The 15,356-nt window shown below is 68.7% G+C and carries 12 protein-coding genes; 6 read left to right on the forward strand and 6 right to left on the reverse strand.

Going from position 1 to position 15,356, the window contains the following annotated elements:
- Nucleotides 1-24: 24 nt before the first annotated feature.
- A complete protein-coding gene (locus ACFWM2_RS34855; protein WP_383288381.1) occupies nt 25-1,152 on the reverse strand; it encodes an amidase domain-containing protein in 1,128 nt (375 codons plus the stop codon).
- Between the two features lie 356 nt (nt 1,153-1,508).
- Between ACFWM2_RS34855 and ACFWM2_RS34860 the strand changes: the two genes are divergently transcribed.
- The gene (locus tag ACFWM2_RS34860) at nt 1,509-2,432 is read left to right on the forward strand and encodes an LLM class F420-dependent oxidoreductase (RefSeq protein ID WP_383288384.1); all 924 of its coding nucleotides are present in this window, start codon (nt 1,509-1,511) and stop codon (nt 2,430-2,432) included.
- Nucleotides 2,433-2,684: 252 nt separating this feature from the next.
- Here ACFWM2_RS34860 and ACFWM2_RS34865 read toward each other — a convergent pair whose 3' ends face one another.
- A complete protein-coding gene (locus ACFWM2_RS34865; RefSeq protein ID WP_383288387.1) occupies nt 2,685-3,509 on the reverse strand; it encodes an SDR family oxidoreductase in 825 nt (274 codons plus the stop codon).
- Nucleotides 3,510-4,418: 909 nt separating this feature from the next.
- On the opposite strand from ACFWM2_RS34865, the gene ACFWM2_RS34870 reads away from it, so the two are divergent.
- Complete coding sequence (locus tag ACFWM2_RS34870) at nt 4,419-4,670, forward strand: DUF5133 domain-containing protein (RefSeq protein WP_383288658.1); 252 nt, start codon at nt 4,419-4,421, stop codon at nt 4,668-4,670.
- A 24-nt stretch (nt 4,671-4,694) separates the two neighbouring features.
- On the opposite strand, the gene ACFWM2_RS34875 is transcribed toward ACFWM2_RS34870, so the two are convergent.
- Nucleotides 4,695-5,984 (reverse strand): alginate lyase family protein, encoded by a 1,290-nt coding sequence (locus ACFWM2_RS34875; RefSeq protein WP_383288390.1) that lies wholly within the window; start codon nt 5,982-5,984, stop codon nt 4,695-4,697.
- Between the two features lie 445 nt (nt 5,985-6,429).
- Between ACFWM2_RS34875 and ACFWM2_RS34880 the strand changes: the two genes are divergently transcribed.
- Entirely contained in the window at nt 6,430-6,723 is a 294-nt protein-coding gene (locus tag ACFWM2_RS34880; RefSeq protein ID WP_383288393.1) for a YciI family protein, read from the forward strand.
- Between the two features lie 404 nt (nt 6,724-7,127).
- Here ACFWM2_RS34880 and ACFWM2_RS34885 read toward each other — a convergent pair whose 3' ends face one another.
- Entirely contained in the window at nt 7,128-10,544 is a 3,417-nt protein-coding gene (locus tag ACFWM2_RS34885) for a CARDB domain-containing protein (protein WP_383288396.1), read from the reverse strand.
- Nucleotides 10,545-10,779: 235 nt separating this feature from the next.
- On the opposite strand from ACFWM2_RS34885, the gene ACFWM2_RS34890 reads away from it, so the two are divergent.
- Nucleotides 10,780-11,115 (forward strand): hypothetical protein, encoded by a 336-nt coding sequence (locus ACFWM2_RS34890; RefSeq protein WP_383288399.1) that lies wholly within the window; start codon nt 10,780-10,782, stop codon nt 11,113-11,115.
- Nucleotides 11,116-11,236: 121 nt separating this feature from the next.
- Here ACFWM2_RS34890 and ACFWM2_RS34895 read toward each other — a convergent pair whose 3' ends face one another.
- Nucleotides 11,237-11,899 carry a response regulator gene (locus ACFWM2_RS34895; RefSeq protein ID WP_383288402.1) on the reverse strand — a complete coding sequence of 221 codons (663 nt, stop codon included), beginning with the start codon at nt 11,897-11,899 and terminating at the stop codon, nt 11,237-11,239.
- Nucleotides 11,896-13,071: a sensor histidine kinase gene (locus ACFWM2_RS34900; RefSeq protein WP_383288405.1), complete on the reverse strand. Its 1,176-nt coding sequence runs from the start codon at nt 13,069-13,071 to the stop codon at nt 11,896-11,898. Before ACFWM2_RS34900 ends, ACFWM2_RS34895 begins: the two co-directional genes overlap by 4 nt.
- 208 nt (nt 13,072-13,279) lie before the next feature.
- On the opposite strand from ACFWM2_RS34900, the gene ACFWM2_RS34905 reads away from it, so the two are divergent.
- Together ACFWM2_RS34905 and ACFWM2_RS34910 are read left to right on the forward strand one after the other, a co-directional pair.
- Entirely contained in the window at nt 13,280-14,197 is a 918-nt protein-coding gene (locus ACFWM2_RS34905) for an ATP-binding cassette domain-containing protein (RefSeq protein ID WP_383288408.1), read from the forward strand.
- Entirely contained in the window at nt 14,197-15,021 is an 825-nt protein-coding gene (locus tag ACFWM2_RS34910) for an ABC transporter permease (protein ID WP_383288411.1), read from the forward strand. Before ACFWM2_RS34905 ends, ACFWM2_RS34910 begins: the two co-directional genes overlap by 1 nt.
- The last annotated feature ends 335 nt before the right edge of the window (nt 15,022-15,356 follow it).

Here is a 15,356-nt window from a genome sequence, read left to right on the forward strand (position 1 = left end):
GGCGGGGCGTCGTCGTCCCTCGCGTCAGGTGCGGTACGCGTAGTAGGCCGAGTTCGGGTAGGAGGCGATGATGCTCGCCACCGACCTGCGGAAGGTGTTCGTGGAGTGGTACGTCAGATACGGCACGCCCTGCGAGCTGCGGTACGAGACGATCATGGTGTGGTCCTTGGACCCGTCCTTGTCGAAGTCCATCTGGAGCACGTCACCGACGTCCATCTGGTAGACGTTGGCGAGGCTGGTGACGCGCTTGGAGGACAGCGCGAACCAGGAGAACTCGTTGACGCCGACCCAGGAGTCCGACTGACTCGTGGAGTTGGTGAACCACTTGTGGAAGTCGGAGGACGACCCCGCGACGTCCTTCCACCCGCCGGCCTTGAGGGACTGGCTGACGAAGTTGGTGCAGTCACCGCCGCCCGAATTGTAATTGGGGTAGGCCGTGTTGTAGCGGCTCCAGTACTTCTCCGCGTAGGCAGCCATCGCCTTGTAGTCGTACGTCGTCGACGAGAGGTTCTTCGGCTTCGACGGCGCGGGCTGGGTGGTGGCCGACCTGACCGCTTCAGGAGTGTCGTCGTCGGCGACGGTCGCCGCGGCGAGCGGCGCAGCGGGCTGGTTCACCGCGAGGTAGCCCTCGTCGGTGTCCCGGATACCCGTCAGCTGCCAGTCGCCCTGCTTGTCGGCGGTGAAGGTGAGTTCGTGGTGCGCCTGGAACCCGGTCGTCTTCGGCTCGTCGCCGTGGACCTTCTCGTACGACAGCGTGGTGGTCTCGGTCACCTGGACCGTCGCGTGGCGGCCCTGCACCCGCGTCTTGTCCATCGACACGCTGGTCTTGGCCTCGCTGTACCGTTCGCCCAGGCCGGCTAGGCGGGACTTGCGGCTCCGCAGCGACGCCAGCGCGGAGTCCTCCTTGTCCTCGAGCGAGGAGGACAGCTGTACGTCGCCGGAGAAGCGGGACGTCAGCGGCGTGCGCCCCGGATTCTGCTTGCGGTCCACGAGGGCGTCCGTACGGTCCGTGAAGACCGCGTCCGCCAGCCGCTGGAAGGTGGCCTTGGTGGCCGGATCCACCGCAGTATCGCCGGCGTCGACGCTCGACGCGCCGGCGCTCCAGTTGGGCAGCATGGCTGCACCGGCGACGACCGAGCTGGCCGCCGCCATCAGTATGGTTGCGCGACGCCGCTTGCGGCTCAATTTCCTTGACTTCACTGAGCTTCCCCTCTAACCCGGACGCCTGCCGGGGGCAGGGCATCTTCGCACGCCCTCTGGTGCACTTGGGAAGACCTGATGCACAAGCGATATGCGGGGCACTTCACGAGGCCGTCTCGCCCCCTCGTTCGCAGCCGGAGACGCGGCTGCCCCGGGGGCGGCGAGCAGGTGCAGGAGGCCGGGTCGAAAGGGGCGTCGACGGTGAAAGCGGTCGCGTGCACCCGGCTGACGTCGCGTACACCCGCCGGACAAGGAGTTGTCACAAGAGAGCCGGAATGCGGGGCCGGTCGCCGCTGGTTGGCGTTGGCATGGTTCTAGGAGTAGCGCTCAACGCGACCGACGCAGACAACCAGATCGACGCCACGGTGCGGCTGGCACAGGAGGCCGCGGCCGCCGGGCTGCGGTCGGCCTGGTTCGGGCAGACCTTCGGTGCGGACTCACCCCAGCTCGCGGCGATCGTGGGGCGAGAAGTGCCCGCTCTGCAGGTGGGCACGTCGGCGATTCCCGTTTTCGGCCGTCACCCGGTCCCGGTCGCCGGCCAGGCCCTGACCGCCCAAGCCGCCACGCACGGCCGCTACCACCTCGGACTCGCGCTCGGCACCAAGCTGCTGACCGAGACGGGCTTCGGCATCCCCTTCGAACGGCCCATCGCCCGCCTGCGTGAATTCCTCACCGCTGTACGGCAGTTGACCGAGACCGGTACCGCCGACTTCCACGGCGAGCTGCTCACCGCGACAACACCGATCCCCGCGCGCGTGCCGGGGGCCGAGAACGGCGTGCCCTTGCTCGTCGCCGCGATGGGTCCCCAGGCGCTACGAGTCAGTGGCGAGCTGGCGGACGGGATCCTGCCCTATCTGGCCGGCCCGCGCGCCTTGGAGGAGCACATCGTCCCGGCCGTCACCGCAGCGGCGGAAGCCGCCGGCCGGCCCGCGCCTCGCATCGTCGCGCTGGTGCACGGGGTGGTCACGGACGATGTCGAGTCCGTACGGAAGAAGGCCACCGAACAGCTCGCGTTCTACGAGCAGATCCCGTCCTATGCGCGCGTCGTCGAACTCTCCGGCGCGCGGCGGGCCGGCGATGTGGCTGTGATCGGAGACGAGGACACGGTCGCCGCCGAGGTACGGCGTTACCGGGATGCGGGGGCGACGGAAGTGGTCTTCTCGGGGACGGAAATCGCCGGGGACGCCGACCGGCGCCGTACGTGGGCACTCCTCGGGGAACTGGCCGGTTGAGCGCGAGTGGCTTCGTAGCGGAGAACGGGGTCCGGCCGGCGCACCCGTGACCGGCTCCGGCGTCATCCGGTACCAGCCCCGGCCGCGCGCATCTGCGTGCTTCGGTCACGTCCGTCGGCTGCCCGCAGGACCGCAGGATCTTTGAACGACGAGGGCCCGCCCGGCAGGCGGACGGGCTCTCGGTTCAACGGGCCTGGACAGTCGGCACACGTCCGGCCGACGTCACGACGTCTGGCGGCGGAGACTGTGCACTCAGCCCTGGGCCAGCTCGGCCACCGGCTGCCACTTCTCCCACGTCGCCAGACGCTGCTCGTAGTCCGCCTTGGCGATGTCCAAAGGTGCCGTGCCGAAGAAGCAGCGCAGCGGCGGCTCGTCGGCGTCCACGATCTCCATCACGGCTGCGGCGGACGCGCTCGGGTCACCCGGGGTGCCGACGCGCTTGCGGCGCTGCTCCTGCACCTGCTCGTGGTACTCGGCGTACGCCGGCAACTGCTCGGACCTGCTCGACGAAGAGCCCGCCCAGTCGGTGGCGAAGCCGCCCGGCTCGATCAGTGTGACGTTGATACCGAACGGCGCGACCTCCTGGGACAGCGCCTGGCTGATCCCTTCGAGCGCCCACTTCGACGCGTGGTAGATACCGACCAGCGGGAACGCACTGATCCCGCCGATCGAGGACACCTGCAGAATGTGACCGCTGCCCTGCTCGCGCAGGAAGGGCAGTGCGGCCTGGGTGACCCACAGTGCTCCGAACAGGTTGGTCTCCAGCTGGGCGCGGGCCTCCGCCTCGGAAAGCTCCTCGACCATCCCGAAGTGGCCGTAGCCCGCGTTGTTGACCACCACGTCCAGGCGCCCGAACCGTTCGTGCGCCTGCCGCACGGCGGCGAAGTCGGCCTCGCGGTCGGTGACGTCGAGTTGCAGGGGCAGGAGCCGGTCTCCATAGGTCGCGGCGAGATCCGACAACGTGGACAGATCACGCGCCGTGGCGGCCACCGAGTCGCCGCGCTCCAGCGCCGCGGCCGCCCACTCCCGCCCGAAGCCCCGTGAGGCACCGGTGATGAACCAGATCTTCCCTGTCATGGCGTGCTCCTCATGAAATTCAGGCTGCGACGTGGTCTCGCCGCACTTCAGGGCCGCGCCCCCGCGATGGGAGGCTTCTGTGTCGTCGAGCGGAGGCCGGGCGGCCTCATCGCGCGCACGAGGGACCGGCGCACTCGATGAGCTCGATCGTGAGCAGGCCGACCATCGTGCTCCTCCTCCGACCAGGGCCTGTCACCAGCCAACACCTTGGAGTGCACTCCAAGGCAACTCCGCCGCTCCAGGGAGGAGTTCAGGGGCGTCTGAACGCGCCGGTTGGCCGCTACGGCTCTGTCTCGCAAGCGCGGCGGCCTCATGGCTACCGCAGGGCTGCCGGCAACGATGGCGCCGCAGCGCCGATGGCACGTTCATGGCCTGGAAGGGCGTGACGGGAGACCAGCGGATCTGGTGGAACCGCTGAGAGAGTCTGTCGATGTCGTCGGTGGACGGCGCGGATCAGGGTACTCGGAGCCGCATGGCGACGAAGAGCGATCACCCCACGTCCTTGCGGGCCGTACGGCAGCTGAGGCGGATCCGTGCCTTCTACGCGGCAGGCACTGTGCTGTGGTCGGTATCGGCCGGCTGGGTGGGATGGGAACATCCGGGGAGCCGTCAGATGTGGGCGTGCGTGCTCTTCCTGGTGGTCTTTACGGGACTGCTGTCCATGGCATCTGTATGGCTTCGGCGACTTGAGGCGGCTGGTGCAGGCAAGGCCGCGCATCATGCCGCGTCGCGGGGAGCGGGTACTCCCCGTCACGCGAACGCCTGAACTGCAGTTTGCCGTGAGCCCGGTCGCCGGGAGGCGACGTTCCCGCCGGGGCAATCGAGGGCACCGGGGGAGGCATGGCATTGATCGGCGTGGGCAGACGGACAGCAACTCAGGCAGATCACCGAAGGGTTGTCACCGTGTTGATGCCGGACCCGCGCCGTGTGAGGGTGCTCCTCGCCCGGTACGCCAGCGCACGCATCGCTCTTGCCGAGAAGAGCACACTGGCATGGCAACAAGAGCTGGACGACGTGACCTACACGCTGTGTGTGCTGACCGGGGCGCGTTCGATCGCCGACGCGATCGCTGCCGCGGACGGGATCCTGGAGCGGCACGCGCAGGGACAGCGTGAGATGTCCTCCGAGACAGCGGGCGAGGACACGGCCCTGGCTGCTTGAGCACGCGGGTCGCTGCCGGAACGTTCAGGTTGAGTGCTGGGCGGCAGGGCGGATCGGGTACAGATCCCCGCCGGGAGGGGCCTGGAGCAGGGGCAGTGCCGACTTGGAGGGGCCATGCCCCGCATCGGCGGCGGCGTGAACGATGTCGCTCGCCGCGTAGCGCAGGAAGTCCAACTCCGGGTGGGTCCATTCCGTCTGCCCGGTCGCCGCGGGCAGGACAAACTCGACGGCCTTGAACAGGCTCTGGCCCGCGGGTCCTTGATGGCTCCACAGGTCGACGCCGATCTGCCGGCCGACGGATGCGAGACGGCAGAAGGCGGCCAGGTTGTAGTGGGAGTAGTGCCAGCTGCGGGTGCGGGCGAGTTCCCGCGGCTGGCTGCCGTCCGGCGCGATCTGCGAGTCGATGAGCTTGCGCCCCTGGTCCCGTGCGGTGCGGCGGGCGAGGTCGCGGTCACCGACGGCCAGGGCGAGTCCGGCGATCTGCATGGCCGCGTACGTGCCGTGGTTGTTCGTGGCCGCGGATTCCTGCTTCCCGAAAGCGGAGTTGACCAGCCAGTCCAGGTATGCCGTGTTCCAGGCCCGCATCCCGGCCCGGTCGCCGCGGGTCCAGCCGGGTGCGCCGGTGTCGAGGATGGCCATGGCGTCCAGGTTCGCCGTGTAGTACTGGGCGAAGTCGATGATGCCGATGGACCGGCCGTCGTTCTTGCAGGGGATGCCCTGGGCGTAGTCGAGGTTCGGGTTCATCCGGGTCTCGGGATCGACGAACCAGGTCCGCAGGATGCGGGCAGCGTGTGTCCCGTACTCCCGCTTGTTCGTGTAGTACCAGGCCAGCGTCAGTAAGGGGACCGACTTGAGCACGTTGCCGGCGTCGACGCGGTCGGTGCCGATCTCGGCTTCCGGATTGCGCTCGCCGTCGCGTTCCACGTAGGGGCAACCCTGGGGATTCTCCGGCGTCTTGGGCTGAGAGGCCCAGAAGTAGGGGGCGCGACTGAGGTAGTCGTGGAGGTCGCCGCTGGCCGCGGGCCGGGGTTTGTCGGTCACCGTCCACGGGCCCTGCGTGAGCCAGGCGTCCGCCTGGACCACCAGGGCGGCGACCGTGGCCCGCAGCGCCGGATCGCCCTGCAGCGAACGCCGGCGGAGCGCGCTCAGACGCCGCCCGTCGATCACAGGGGTCTCGGGAACGGCGAGGCGACTGCCATGGCGATCTGAACGCCCCGGTCCGGCAGCGGCGGAGACGCTCGCGGGGGTCGTTGCCGCGAGGAGCGAGCCGCCGAGCGCCGCCAGCACAGGACGTCTAGGAAGGTTTCCGCTCAAGACATTGCCCTTTCACTGCACCAAGAGTGACTACATGGATGAACCGTGCAGCATGAAAGACCCGTTGCACGGGACATTCGCATCTCGCATGTGACTGCTGTTCGGACATGTGAATGGTTGCGGCGGCGTACCACTCGGTCAAGAGAGCGGGCAGAAGAAGATAAAGCGGTCATTCGATCGTGCGGCTGGCTTCAGCTCCCGGTAGGTGCTGCCGGCGGGCAAGGACTACTTCCGGCGAAGTCGCCTTGAACGGGGCCAAAGTGACACACAGCTGAACCAAGAGGCCGCTTCTCCTGGCGTGTCCTCGGAACTCGCTCGACCCGGGTCACCGAGTACGCCCGGAGTGGGCGGCCTCGCCAAGGAGACCGCCGGGCGCGAGTCCGTAAGCACCCCTGCGCGTGGAATTCTGGCCGATGTCTGCCGGACACCTCGTAGGCTTGCGATCATGTTCATCATTGATCTCACTTACACGGCTTCCGTCGAGCAGGTCGACGCCGTCCTGGATGCTCACGTCGAGTGGCTGAACAGGCAGTACGAGGCCGGGGTCTTCATCGCCTCAGGGCGCAAGGTCCCGCGCGACGGGGGAGTGATCGTCGCCGTCGGCGAGGATCGCGCTGCCGTCGAGGCCCTCGTGGCGACCGACCCGTTCGCCGTCGAGAAGGTGGCGGACCACCGGATCACCGAGTTCCTCGCCACCAAGACCGCTCCGTCACTGGCCTCCTACCAGCAGCATCTCTAGCCGCCAGCTGATGCGCGGATGGCGGCTGTTCGGTAGGACTCGGCGACCGGGCGAGGCTGCCAGTGCGCAACTGCCGGTCGATGACGGTCCGATCGACGCAGTGGGGGAGCGGTCCGAACTGCTGTCGATTCCTCCGGCTGGCGCATTCGCTCGCCGAAGAGCCGGGCATCGAACCTGCGCAACAGTCGCCATCGGGCCGTGAGGTGGAGGCCGGCCTCACCAGCTGGTTCCGACGCCACCTCGCGGATGCGGGCCATGCATTGTCGTCGAGGTGACTCGGCCGGCACGCCAAGGGCATCGCCATGAACCACCAGGCCTCATGCTTGTTGATTCCTGCGGCTGAAGGGCCCGCTCCCCATTCGGGGAGCGGGCCCTTCACTTGTGGTTCGTCGGTGCGGGATGCCTTACGGCTGTGGCCCCTGCCGACCGCTCATGACGCTCTGGTTGATCACGAACTGTGAGCCGGGTTCGACCAGGATGTTGCCCTCGGCCGAGTTGGTGATGGTGACGTTGTTCAGGGTGGCGTTGCCGCGGGCCCCGCTCATGGCGAGGATGCCGGAGCCGTTGTTGGACTTGTCGATGGTGACGTCGGTGATCTGGACGTTCGGTATCGAACCGCCGCCGGTCTTGAACTGGATGCCGTCGTAGGTGGAGTCGTGGATGTCGGTGGCGCGGATCACGACGCCGGGGATGTTCTGCCCCTGGGCGAACAGCGTGATCGCTCCGAACTCCTGGTCCTCGTTCCAGAACGCACCGCCGGTGCGGTACAGCCCGTTGTTGGAGATGAGCGTCTGCCCGGAGAAGGGCAGCGGGTCGTGGTCGGTGGCGAGCATGATGCCCGGGTAGTTCATGGTGTCGTAGATCAGGTTGTTCTCGATGGTGTTGTCGTAGCCGCCGTAGACCGCGATGCCGTTGGCCCGCCAGGGCAGTTGGACCGTGTTGTTGCGGAAGTGGTTGTCATGGCCGATGTCGACCGACTGCTCCTTGACGTACTTGTTGGCCCAGACGGCGAGGGCGTCGTCGCCGGTGGTGCGGAACGACGAGTTCTCCACCGTCGAATTGCGGGTTCCGTTGGTGAAGTTGATGCCGTCGGCGTAGGTGTCGCGGACGCGCATGCCGCTGAAGCCGAGCCGGTCACCGGGACCCCACAGTTCGGGGATGTTGCTGTAGTCGCGGCCCACCCACACCCCGACGTTGGCGTGCTCGATCCACACGTTGCTGATCTTCGTGTCCTGGCCGAACCGGCCGTTGAGACCGACCCCGCCCTCGGCGTTGCCGTCGCCGCCCCGGATGGTGCCCGAGCCGAAGATGGCGATGTCCGAGATCTTGGTGTTGCCGTCGATGTCGAACCCGAAGTTGCCCTCGTGCGGATGGTTGATGCCGCCCGCCTCCTGGGGCGGGGTGAGCGTGTAGAGCTGCGAATGCCACATGCCTGCGCCGCGGATGGTGACGTCGTGGATGCCGACCTGGTTGTAGTCGCCGCGGTTGAGCGGGTCGTCCGTGAGGATCTTCTGCTCCTGGCGCCACTGCCCCGAGGGGATCCACACGCAGTCGATCTGACCGTTCTGGTCGGCGGTCACGGCGCGCTGGATGGCGTCCGTGTCGTCGAGGCCGTCGTTGGGCACCGCCCCGTACTGCGTGATGGAGACGCAGCCGGCCGGCTGGGACGAGGGCGGGGCGACCTGCTCCAGGTCGATCAGGTCGACGATGTAGAACGACGCGGTGTCGCCGGCGTCGCGCTGCAGCCGGAAGGTGGTGCCCGCCGGATAGGTCTGCGTGAGCAGTGCGTGCGCTTCGTCGAACAGCCGGCGTGCGTCGGTCCCCGGCTTGTTGGTGAGGCCCTCGGGATCGTCAGTGGTGCCGTACAGCCAGCTGTACTTGGAGGTCAGGCTGAGCTTCTGCACGAACGTGCCGTTCGCGTAGAGACTCAGGGTGGCGTCGGCGCCTCCGCCGGCCGCTGCGTCGGGGATCGAGTTGCGTACGACGATCGAGTTGGTCGAGTTGGTGGAGGTGAACTGGACGTACTGTCCGGTGGAGTTGAGGCGCACCGACTTACGGCCCGAGGACTCGGTGGCGAAGTTGGTGTGGCCGAAGGTCCGCTTCTGATCGGTCGTCAGAAGTGTTCCCTGGTACGTCCCGTCCTCCGCCTCGTACTCGGTGTACGGCACCGCGGCGCCGCGACCGACCACGATCGAGCGGGAGAGTACGTTGTTGGTCTCGTTCGTCTCGGTGACGGTGTTCGTGGCGTCCGCGGTCGCGGTGAGCACGCTCGCACCGCTCGTGGCGGTCCACGTCCCGCTGATGGCGACGTTGGCGGTGGCGCCGGCGGCGATGCTGCCCGCCGTGCCGTTGAGTGTGGTGCCGCCCACCTGGACGCGTGTCACGGAACCCGCGGGCGCGGCCGAGATGCCGCGGTTGTGCACCGCGACGGTGAAGGACACGGAGGCGCCGGCGGCAGGGCTGGCCGGGTTGGTCGTGATGCCGCTGACCTCCAGGTCGGGGCCGGGGCTCTGAGTGACCGTCAACTTGTCCGCTGCGGTACGGCTGTTGTTGCTGTTGTCCAGCTCGGGCACGGTGTCCGTCGGATCGACCACGGCGGAGACGGTGTAACTCCCCGTGGCCCGCTTGCCCGCGCTCACGGAGACGGTCTCGGCGGCGCCCGCTGCGAGCGCGCCGACCGGGGCGCTGCCGGCGACGGTGCCGTCCAGGCTGACGTTCACCGTGGAGGCGGGCGCGGCGGCCGTGCCGGAATTGCGCACGGTCGCCTTCACCGTGATGGTGTCCGACTCGGTGGGTGATGCCGGCGTCCAGGTCAGGTCGTTGACGACGAAGTCGGGGTTCGGAGCCGCGGCGCCGATGACCTGGAACTCGGCGACCTGCGCGCCGTATCCGCTCGAATTGCTCGAGAACTTCAACTGCACGTCGGCGTACCGGCCGCTGACGGCGATGGTGACCGTGTTGGCGTTCGAGGCGGGGTTGAAGGTGTAGTCGGCGCGAGCCTTGATCGAGGTGAATCCGCTCGCGCCCTGCTCACGTCCGAAGACCTCGATGCTCTGTGTCCTGGTCGCCCAGCCCGCGTCGGGGTTGAGCTTCAGGGTGATCCCGCTGAGGTCCGCGTTGGCGCCCAGTTTGACCGTCAGCGTCGCGGGGTGGCCGTTGGACTCCCAGTAGGTGCCCACCTGCCCGTCGTTGGCGTTGGTCGCCGTGAACGACTGGACCGACGACGAGGCCTCGATCGGCTTGTTGAGGGAGAGGTTCGTGCCGTTGACGGGCGGCTCCTCGGGGTCGCCGCCTCCGTCGGTGCCGTAGACCTCGACTTCGGACAACTGGGCCGCGTTCCAGCCGGTGTTGGCGCTCACCTGCACCCGGACGTAACGCACGGAGCGGGCGGTGAAGTCCACGGCGACCGTGTTGGCGTCGGCCGGGTCGAAGCGCCGGGCGGCCGAGCCGGACAGGGAGGTGAAGCTGGAGCCGTCGGTGCTGCCCTCGACGGAGAGGGTCTGGCTCCTGGCCTCCCAGGCGGTGGGCAGCTTCAGAACGACCTGGTCGGCCTCGACAGTGCCGCCGAGATCGACGCGTACCCACTGCGGGAACGACCCGGCCGAGCCTTCCCAGTAGCTCAGTTGGCTGCCGTCGGTGACGTTCGTGGCGGGATAGCCGCTGTGGGACCCGCCGGCTGTGGCGCTCTTGCCCAGTGCCAGGTTGGGGCCGCGGACGGCAGCTGGTGCCGCGGTGGCGGCGCTGGGTTGGAGACCGACGGTGACCAGGCCGGCTAGGAGCAGGCCGACAAACGTCCGTAGGCCGAATCGCTTCCGTCTCATGGCGTCCTCGTTCCATGGCAGGGGACGACGGGTTGAGCGGTGGTGCGAGAGATGAGCAGGAGCAGGCTGTGGACCGCGAGGTCGGGAATGGAGCGCGAACGTACGCGAGGTCCCTGGGGCGGTCCGCCGTCCGGCTGCTGGAGATTGCCGCTCGGTAGTCGCTAATTTGCGTGATTCGATCAGAACTTTGCTCTCCACGCACAGGTTTCTGGCTCCCCTACCGTTTGTCAATGGCATGCACACGACGCGTTACAGCTCGCGTTGGGCTGAGGTCTGCCGCCGCTTCGGCGGGGGAGCGGCCGGAGATGGCGGGCCAGGGCTCGAAGGTCTCCGTCGAGATCCCACCGGGCAGGACTCGAAGGTCTTCATCGAGGTCCCACCGGGCAGCCGGGCGAAGCTGAACGTGTCCAAGTCCGGCGCGCGGGGCGAGTCGAAGCCGCCGGCCCGGCGGCGGCGCCGGATCGGGAACACGGATGCCGTCGACCTCGACGAAGACGACGACGATAACGACGAAGGCGACGAAGGCGACGAAGATGATGAGGACGACGAAGACGACGACGGACAGGACTGAGCCGGCCCGGGACCGGACAGTCCTGTTTACAGTCGCAGTGGCCGGCGTGGTATTGGCGGCTCGTGTCCGAGACGTGAGCGACAGGGAATGTGCGGCTTCACCACGGGGGCCGGGGACGCCATCATCGCGGCAGGCTGACGAGCCCCGACTCATAGGCGGTGATGACGAGTTGGACCCGGTCCCTGGCGCCCAGTTTGGTGAGCAGCCGTGACACGTGCGACTTGGTGGTGGCCACCGTGATGAAGAGGTCCTCGGCGATCTCGGTGTTCGACCGGCCGCGTCCGACCAGGGTCAGTACTTCCCGTTCCCGCTCGGTGATGCCCTCGATCGACCGTGGGGAGCCCTTCGGGACAGCCGCGGGACGCCCGATGAAATCGGCGATCAGACGGCGCGTCACACCCGGCGCGATCAGTGCGTCGCCGGCGGCGACCACGCGGATTGCCGCGAGGATGTCGTCCAGCGCCATGTCCTTGACCAGGAAGCCGCTCGCGCCGGCCCGGAGCGCGCCGTAGACGTGGTCGTCCTCGTCGAAGGTCGTCAGGACGAGGACGCGTGAGGTTGCCGGGCCGGCCGTGATCAGGCGGGTGGCCTCGATCCCGTCCATGCCGGGCATCCGGATGTCCATGACCACGACGTCCGGCCCGGTATCCCTGACCAATTGAACGGCCTCGGCGCCAGTGGCGGCCTCACCGACGACCTCCAGGTCGGGGCAATCGGCCATGATCACCCGTAGACCGGACCGAACCAGTGGCTGGTCGTCGGCGAGCAGCACCCGGACGGTCATCGACCCTCCACCGGAACTCCGACGGGTGCGGGCAACGGCAGCCGGGCCGCCACCCGGAAGCCGCCCTCGGGGCGCGGTCCGGCGCTGAGGTGGCCGCCCAGCAGACCGACTCGCTCCCGCATCCCGACGATGCCGAAACCGTGGGCCGAGCCGTTCCCGGTGGCGCCGCGCCCGTCGTCGACGACCTCCACGGACAGCTCCTCGGCTCCGTGGTCGATGGCCACCCGGCAATGCCCGGTGCCTGCGTGGCGGACCACGTTGGTCAGCGCCTCCTGCACGATGCGGTAGGCGGACAGGTCGATGTCGGCCGGCACCGGACGCTGCTCCCCACTGCGGCGCACGTCGACGCGTACCCCGGCGCCCGCGGTCGCTGCCGCGAGCCGTTCGACGTCCGCCAGTCCGGGCGCGGGTGCGAGCGGTGACCGCTCGGAGGGGGTCGAGCTCCGGTCGGCCTGACGGAGCGACACCAGCGTGCGCCGAAGACCTGACAGGGTCTCTCTGCTGGTTGCCTCGATGGCGCGCAGGGCCTCGCGCGCCTCAGCCGGCTGGGTCTGGATGACCCGGCTGCCCACACCGGCCTGGATGGCGATGATGCCGATGCTGTGCGCGACCATGTCGTGCAACTCTCGGGCGATCCGCAGCCGTTCGGCGGTCACGGCCTCGGCCACCTCCTGTGCACGCAGCGCCACCGCATGCTCGCGGCGCTCGCGGCTCAGCAGACCGGCCATGCAGGACGCGGCCAATGCCAGCAGGGCGATCACCGCGTTGACGGTCAGGCTGTCCCCGTGCGCGAAGGCGCCGATCACCAGGAGTTGCACGACGACGGACACGGCCACGGCAACAACCGAAGCACGCCGTGGACGGGTGGCGACGATGAAACCCAGCACGAGATCCACCGCCAGATACGACAGGAACTGGCCCTGGTACGACGACGCCAGGCTCTCGTCGACGGAGCTCGGAGGGCCCACCACCACAGCAGTGGATCCGAAGAGTGCCATGGCCAGAGCCAGCAGCGGCATCCGTCGCACCACGCCTGCGAGCAGGCTCACAGCCAGTAGTGCCCCGACGCCGTGGACCGTGCCCGACGCCCGCGGCGCGCCCCCCACCAGCAGAACCACCACGAGGAGGTAGGAGACACCCCCCGCCCAGGCCACGGCTTTGTTTCTCGTCATCGGCGGCATTCCCTCCCGGGAACGACACCGCGGTGCGCGACGCGCGCAGGCAACGGAGTGATCGTCATATGGTTCACGCCGCGAGACTAACCGGCCACCGCCGGCGTGGCATCAGCCCGGGGACGTACGCCCACGGGCCAATGCGACCGCACGATTGCCGCCCACGGCCCCATGTCCGGACGGCGGTCCGCTCGGCAGTGTGGGTGCCGTGATCGAAGTCAGTGAACTCACCAAGCGCTACGGCAGCAAGACGGCCGTCGACCATCTGTCCTTCACCGTGCGGCCGGGCCAGGTCACCGGATTCCTCGGCCCCAACGGCGCCGGCAAGTCCACCACCCTGCGGATGATCCTCGGCCTGGACGTGCCGACCGCCGGCGCCGCCACCGTCAGCGGCGTTCCCTTCCACCGCCACTCGCGGGGACTGCGGCACGTCGGCGCCCTCCTCGACGCCGGACAGGTCCACGGCGGACGCAGCGCCGCCGCCCACCTGTCCGCTCTGGCCCGCAGCAACGGCATTCCGCGGCGCCGAGTGGACGAGATGCTTCAGGAGGTGGGCCTGGCCGAGGTGGCGAACCGCCGCATCGGTGGATTCTCCCTCGGCATGAAGCAGCGGCTGGGCATCGCCACCGCCCTGCTCGGCGACCCGCCCGTGCTCATGTTCGACGAACCGATCAACGGCATGGACCCGGAGGGCGTGCTCTGGGTACGTCGGCTCTTCCGGCGCCTGGCCGCCGAGGGGCGCACGGTCTTCCTCTCCAGCCATCTGATGTCGGAGATGGAGAACACCGCCGACCAACTGGTCGTCATCGGCCGGGGCCGCCTCATCGCAGCCGAGCCGCTACGGGACTTCGCGGCCCGCAGCACCCGTAGCAGTGTTGTGGTGGGGACACCGCAGCGCGCCGAACTGGCAGCGGTGCTGACGGCGGCGGGCGCCTCGGTCGAACCGGAGGGCTCGGCGGGCGCCGAGAAGCTCGCCGTGACAGGACTCCCGGCGGACCGGATCGGGGCGCTCGCCTTCGAGAACCGTATCCGGCTGGACGAGTTGACCACGCGTACCGCCTCGCTGGAGGCGGCCTTCATGGAACTGACCGCCGACAGCGTCGAATACCTGGCAGGACGGCCTTGATGACCACACTCGCCTCCGTCTCCCCGGCCACCCATGTCGCCGGGCCGCCCGCTCGCTTCCGCGACCTGCTCGCCTCCGAGTGGATCAAGACGCGGTCGCTGCGGTCCACCCCGTGGACGATCGGCCTGACCCTCCTGTTCGTCGTCGGGTCCGCCGCCGTGGCCACGCTGGCGGACAGGGCCGCGGGCTCCGGCCCCGCTGATTTCCTGCCCTTCGACGCCTACCCGGCGGCCGGCTACTGGACGCTCATGCTCGTCGCCGGCAGCATGGGCGCCCTCACCGTCGTGAGCGAGTACAACACCGGGCTGATCCGCACCACGACCGTGGCCGTCCCGGCCCGCGGCTCGGTGGTGCTGGCCAAGGCAGCCGTGACCGCCACGCTTTGGACGGCGGTCGGCACGGCCGCCTCCACCGGTTCCTTCCTGGTCTCCCAGGCCATCCTGGACAGGCACCATGCCGGCGTTCCGATCACGCACCCCGGGGTGTTCCGGGCGCTGGTGGCATCCGCGTTGCTGGCTCCGGTCTGTGCTCTGGTCGGTCTGGGCCTCGGCGTTCTGCTCCGGCATGCCGCCGGGACCATGGTCACCAGCGTCTTCACCCTGTTGCTGCTGCCCACCATGTTCTCGGACAGCAACCGCTGGTCGGCGGACATCAAACATGCGTTGGTGGCGGCCGCCTGGAATCGCCTGGTCCAAACCTGGGAGCCGGATCCCGGGTCCCTGGGCTACACCGCCACGGTCCCCGGTTCCTGGATCGTGTACGCGCTCTGGCCGCTGATCACGGTCGCACTCGCCGTCCTCGTCGTGAGGCGCCGAGACGTGTGAGTGTGTGTCTCCAGGGGCGAGGTCGCGGTAGCTCGTCGCAGCCTTGATGCCGGTCTCTCGGAGATGAACATCCGTGAGAGTTCCGCGAGAGCCCCAGGAGCGATCACGCCCGTGCGGCCTGCGACGTGATGAGCACAAGCTCGTCGCCCGCGCAGATCTTCCACAACCTGGCCGGCGCCTCGGGAGCACTTCAGACGGCTTCCTGAGGAAGACGGGGCGCCTGCGTCCAATCCACCACCGGAGTCGAGTGCGGCGCACTCGGGGTCGTCAAGATCAACCCCGGTCGCGCCCTGCTTGGCGTGACCCGCGCGCGGACCTGACCGAACATGGTCCGG

It is taken from the genome of Streptomyces sp. NPDC058371, assembly GCF_042723265.1.
Classification (GTDB): domain Bacteria; phylum Actinomycetota; class Actinomycetes; order Streptomycetales; family Streptomycetaceae; genus Streptomyces.

Excerpts from the sequence above, each read along its gene's own strand:
- ACFWM2_RS34855 (WP_383288381.1), bottom strand. The coding sequence starts at position 1,152 with ATGGCGGCGGCCAGCTCGGTCGTCGCCGGTGCAGCCATGCTGCCCAAC.
- ACFWM2_RS34860 (WP_383288384.1), top strand. The coding sequence starts at position 1,509 with ATGGTTCTAGGAGTAGCGCTCAACGCGACCGACGCAGACAACCAGATC.
- ACFWM2_RS34865 (WP_383288387.1), bottom strand. The coding sequence starts at position 3,509 with ATGACAGGGAAGATCTGGTTCATCACCGGTGCCTCACGGGGCTTCGGG.
- ACFWM2_RS34870 (WP_383288658.1), top strand. The coding sequence starts at position 4,419 with ATGCCGGACCCGCGCCGTGTGAGGGTGCTCCTCGCCCGGTACGCCAGC.
- ACFWM2_RS34880 (WP_383288393.1), top strand. The coding sequence starts at position 6,430 with ATGTTCATCATTGATCTCACTTACACGGCTTCCGTCGAGCAGGTCGAC.
- ACFWM2_RS34885 (WP_383288396.1), bottom strand. The coding sequence starts at position 10,544 with ATGAGACGGAAGCGATTCGGCCTACGGACGTTTGTCGGCCTGCTCCTA.
- ACFWM2_RS34890 (WP_383288399.1), top strand. The coding sequence starts at position 10,780 with ATGCACACGACGCGTTACAGCTCGCGTTGGGCTGAGGTCTGCCGCCGC.
- ACFWM2_RS34895 (WP_383288402.1), bottom strand. The coding sequence starts at position 11,899 with ATGACCGTCCGGGTGCTGCTCGCCGACGACCAGCCACTGGTTCGGTCC.
- ACFWM2_RS34900 (WP_383288405.1), bottom strand. The coding sequence starts at position 13,071 with ATGACGAGAAACAAAGCCGTGGCCTGGGCGGGGGGTGTCTCCTACCTC.
- ACFWM2_RS34910 (WP_383288411.1), top strand. The coding sequence starts at position 14,197 with ATGACCACACTCGCCTCCGTCTCCCCGGCCACCCATGTCGCCGGGCCG.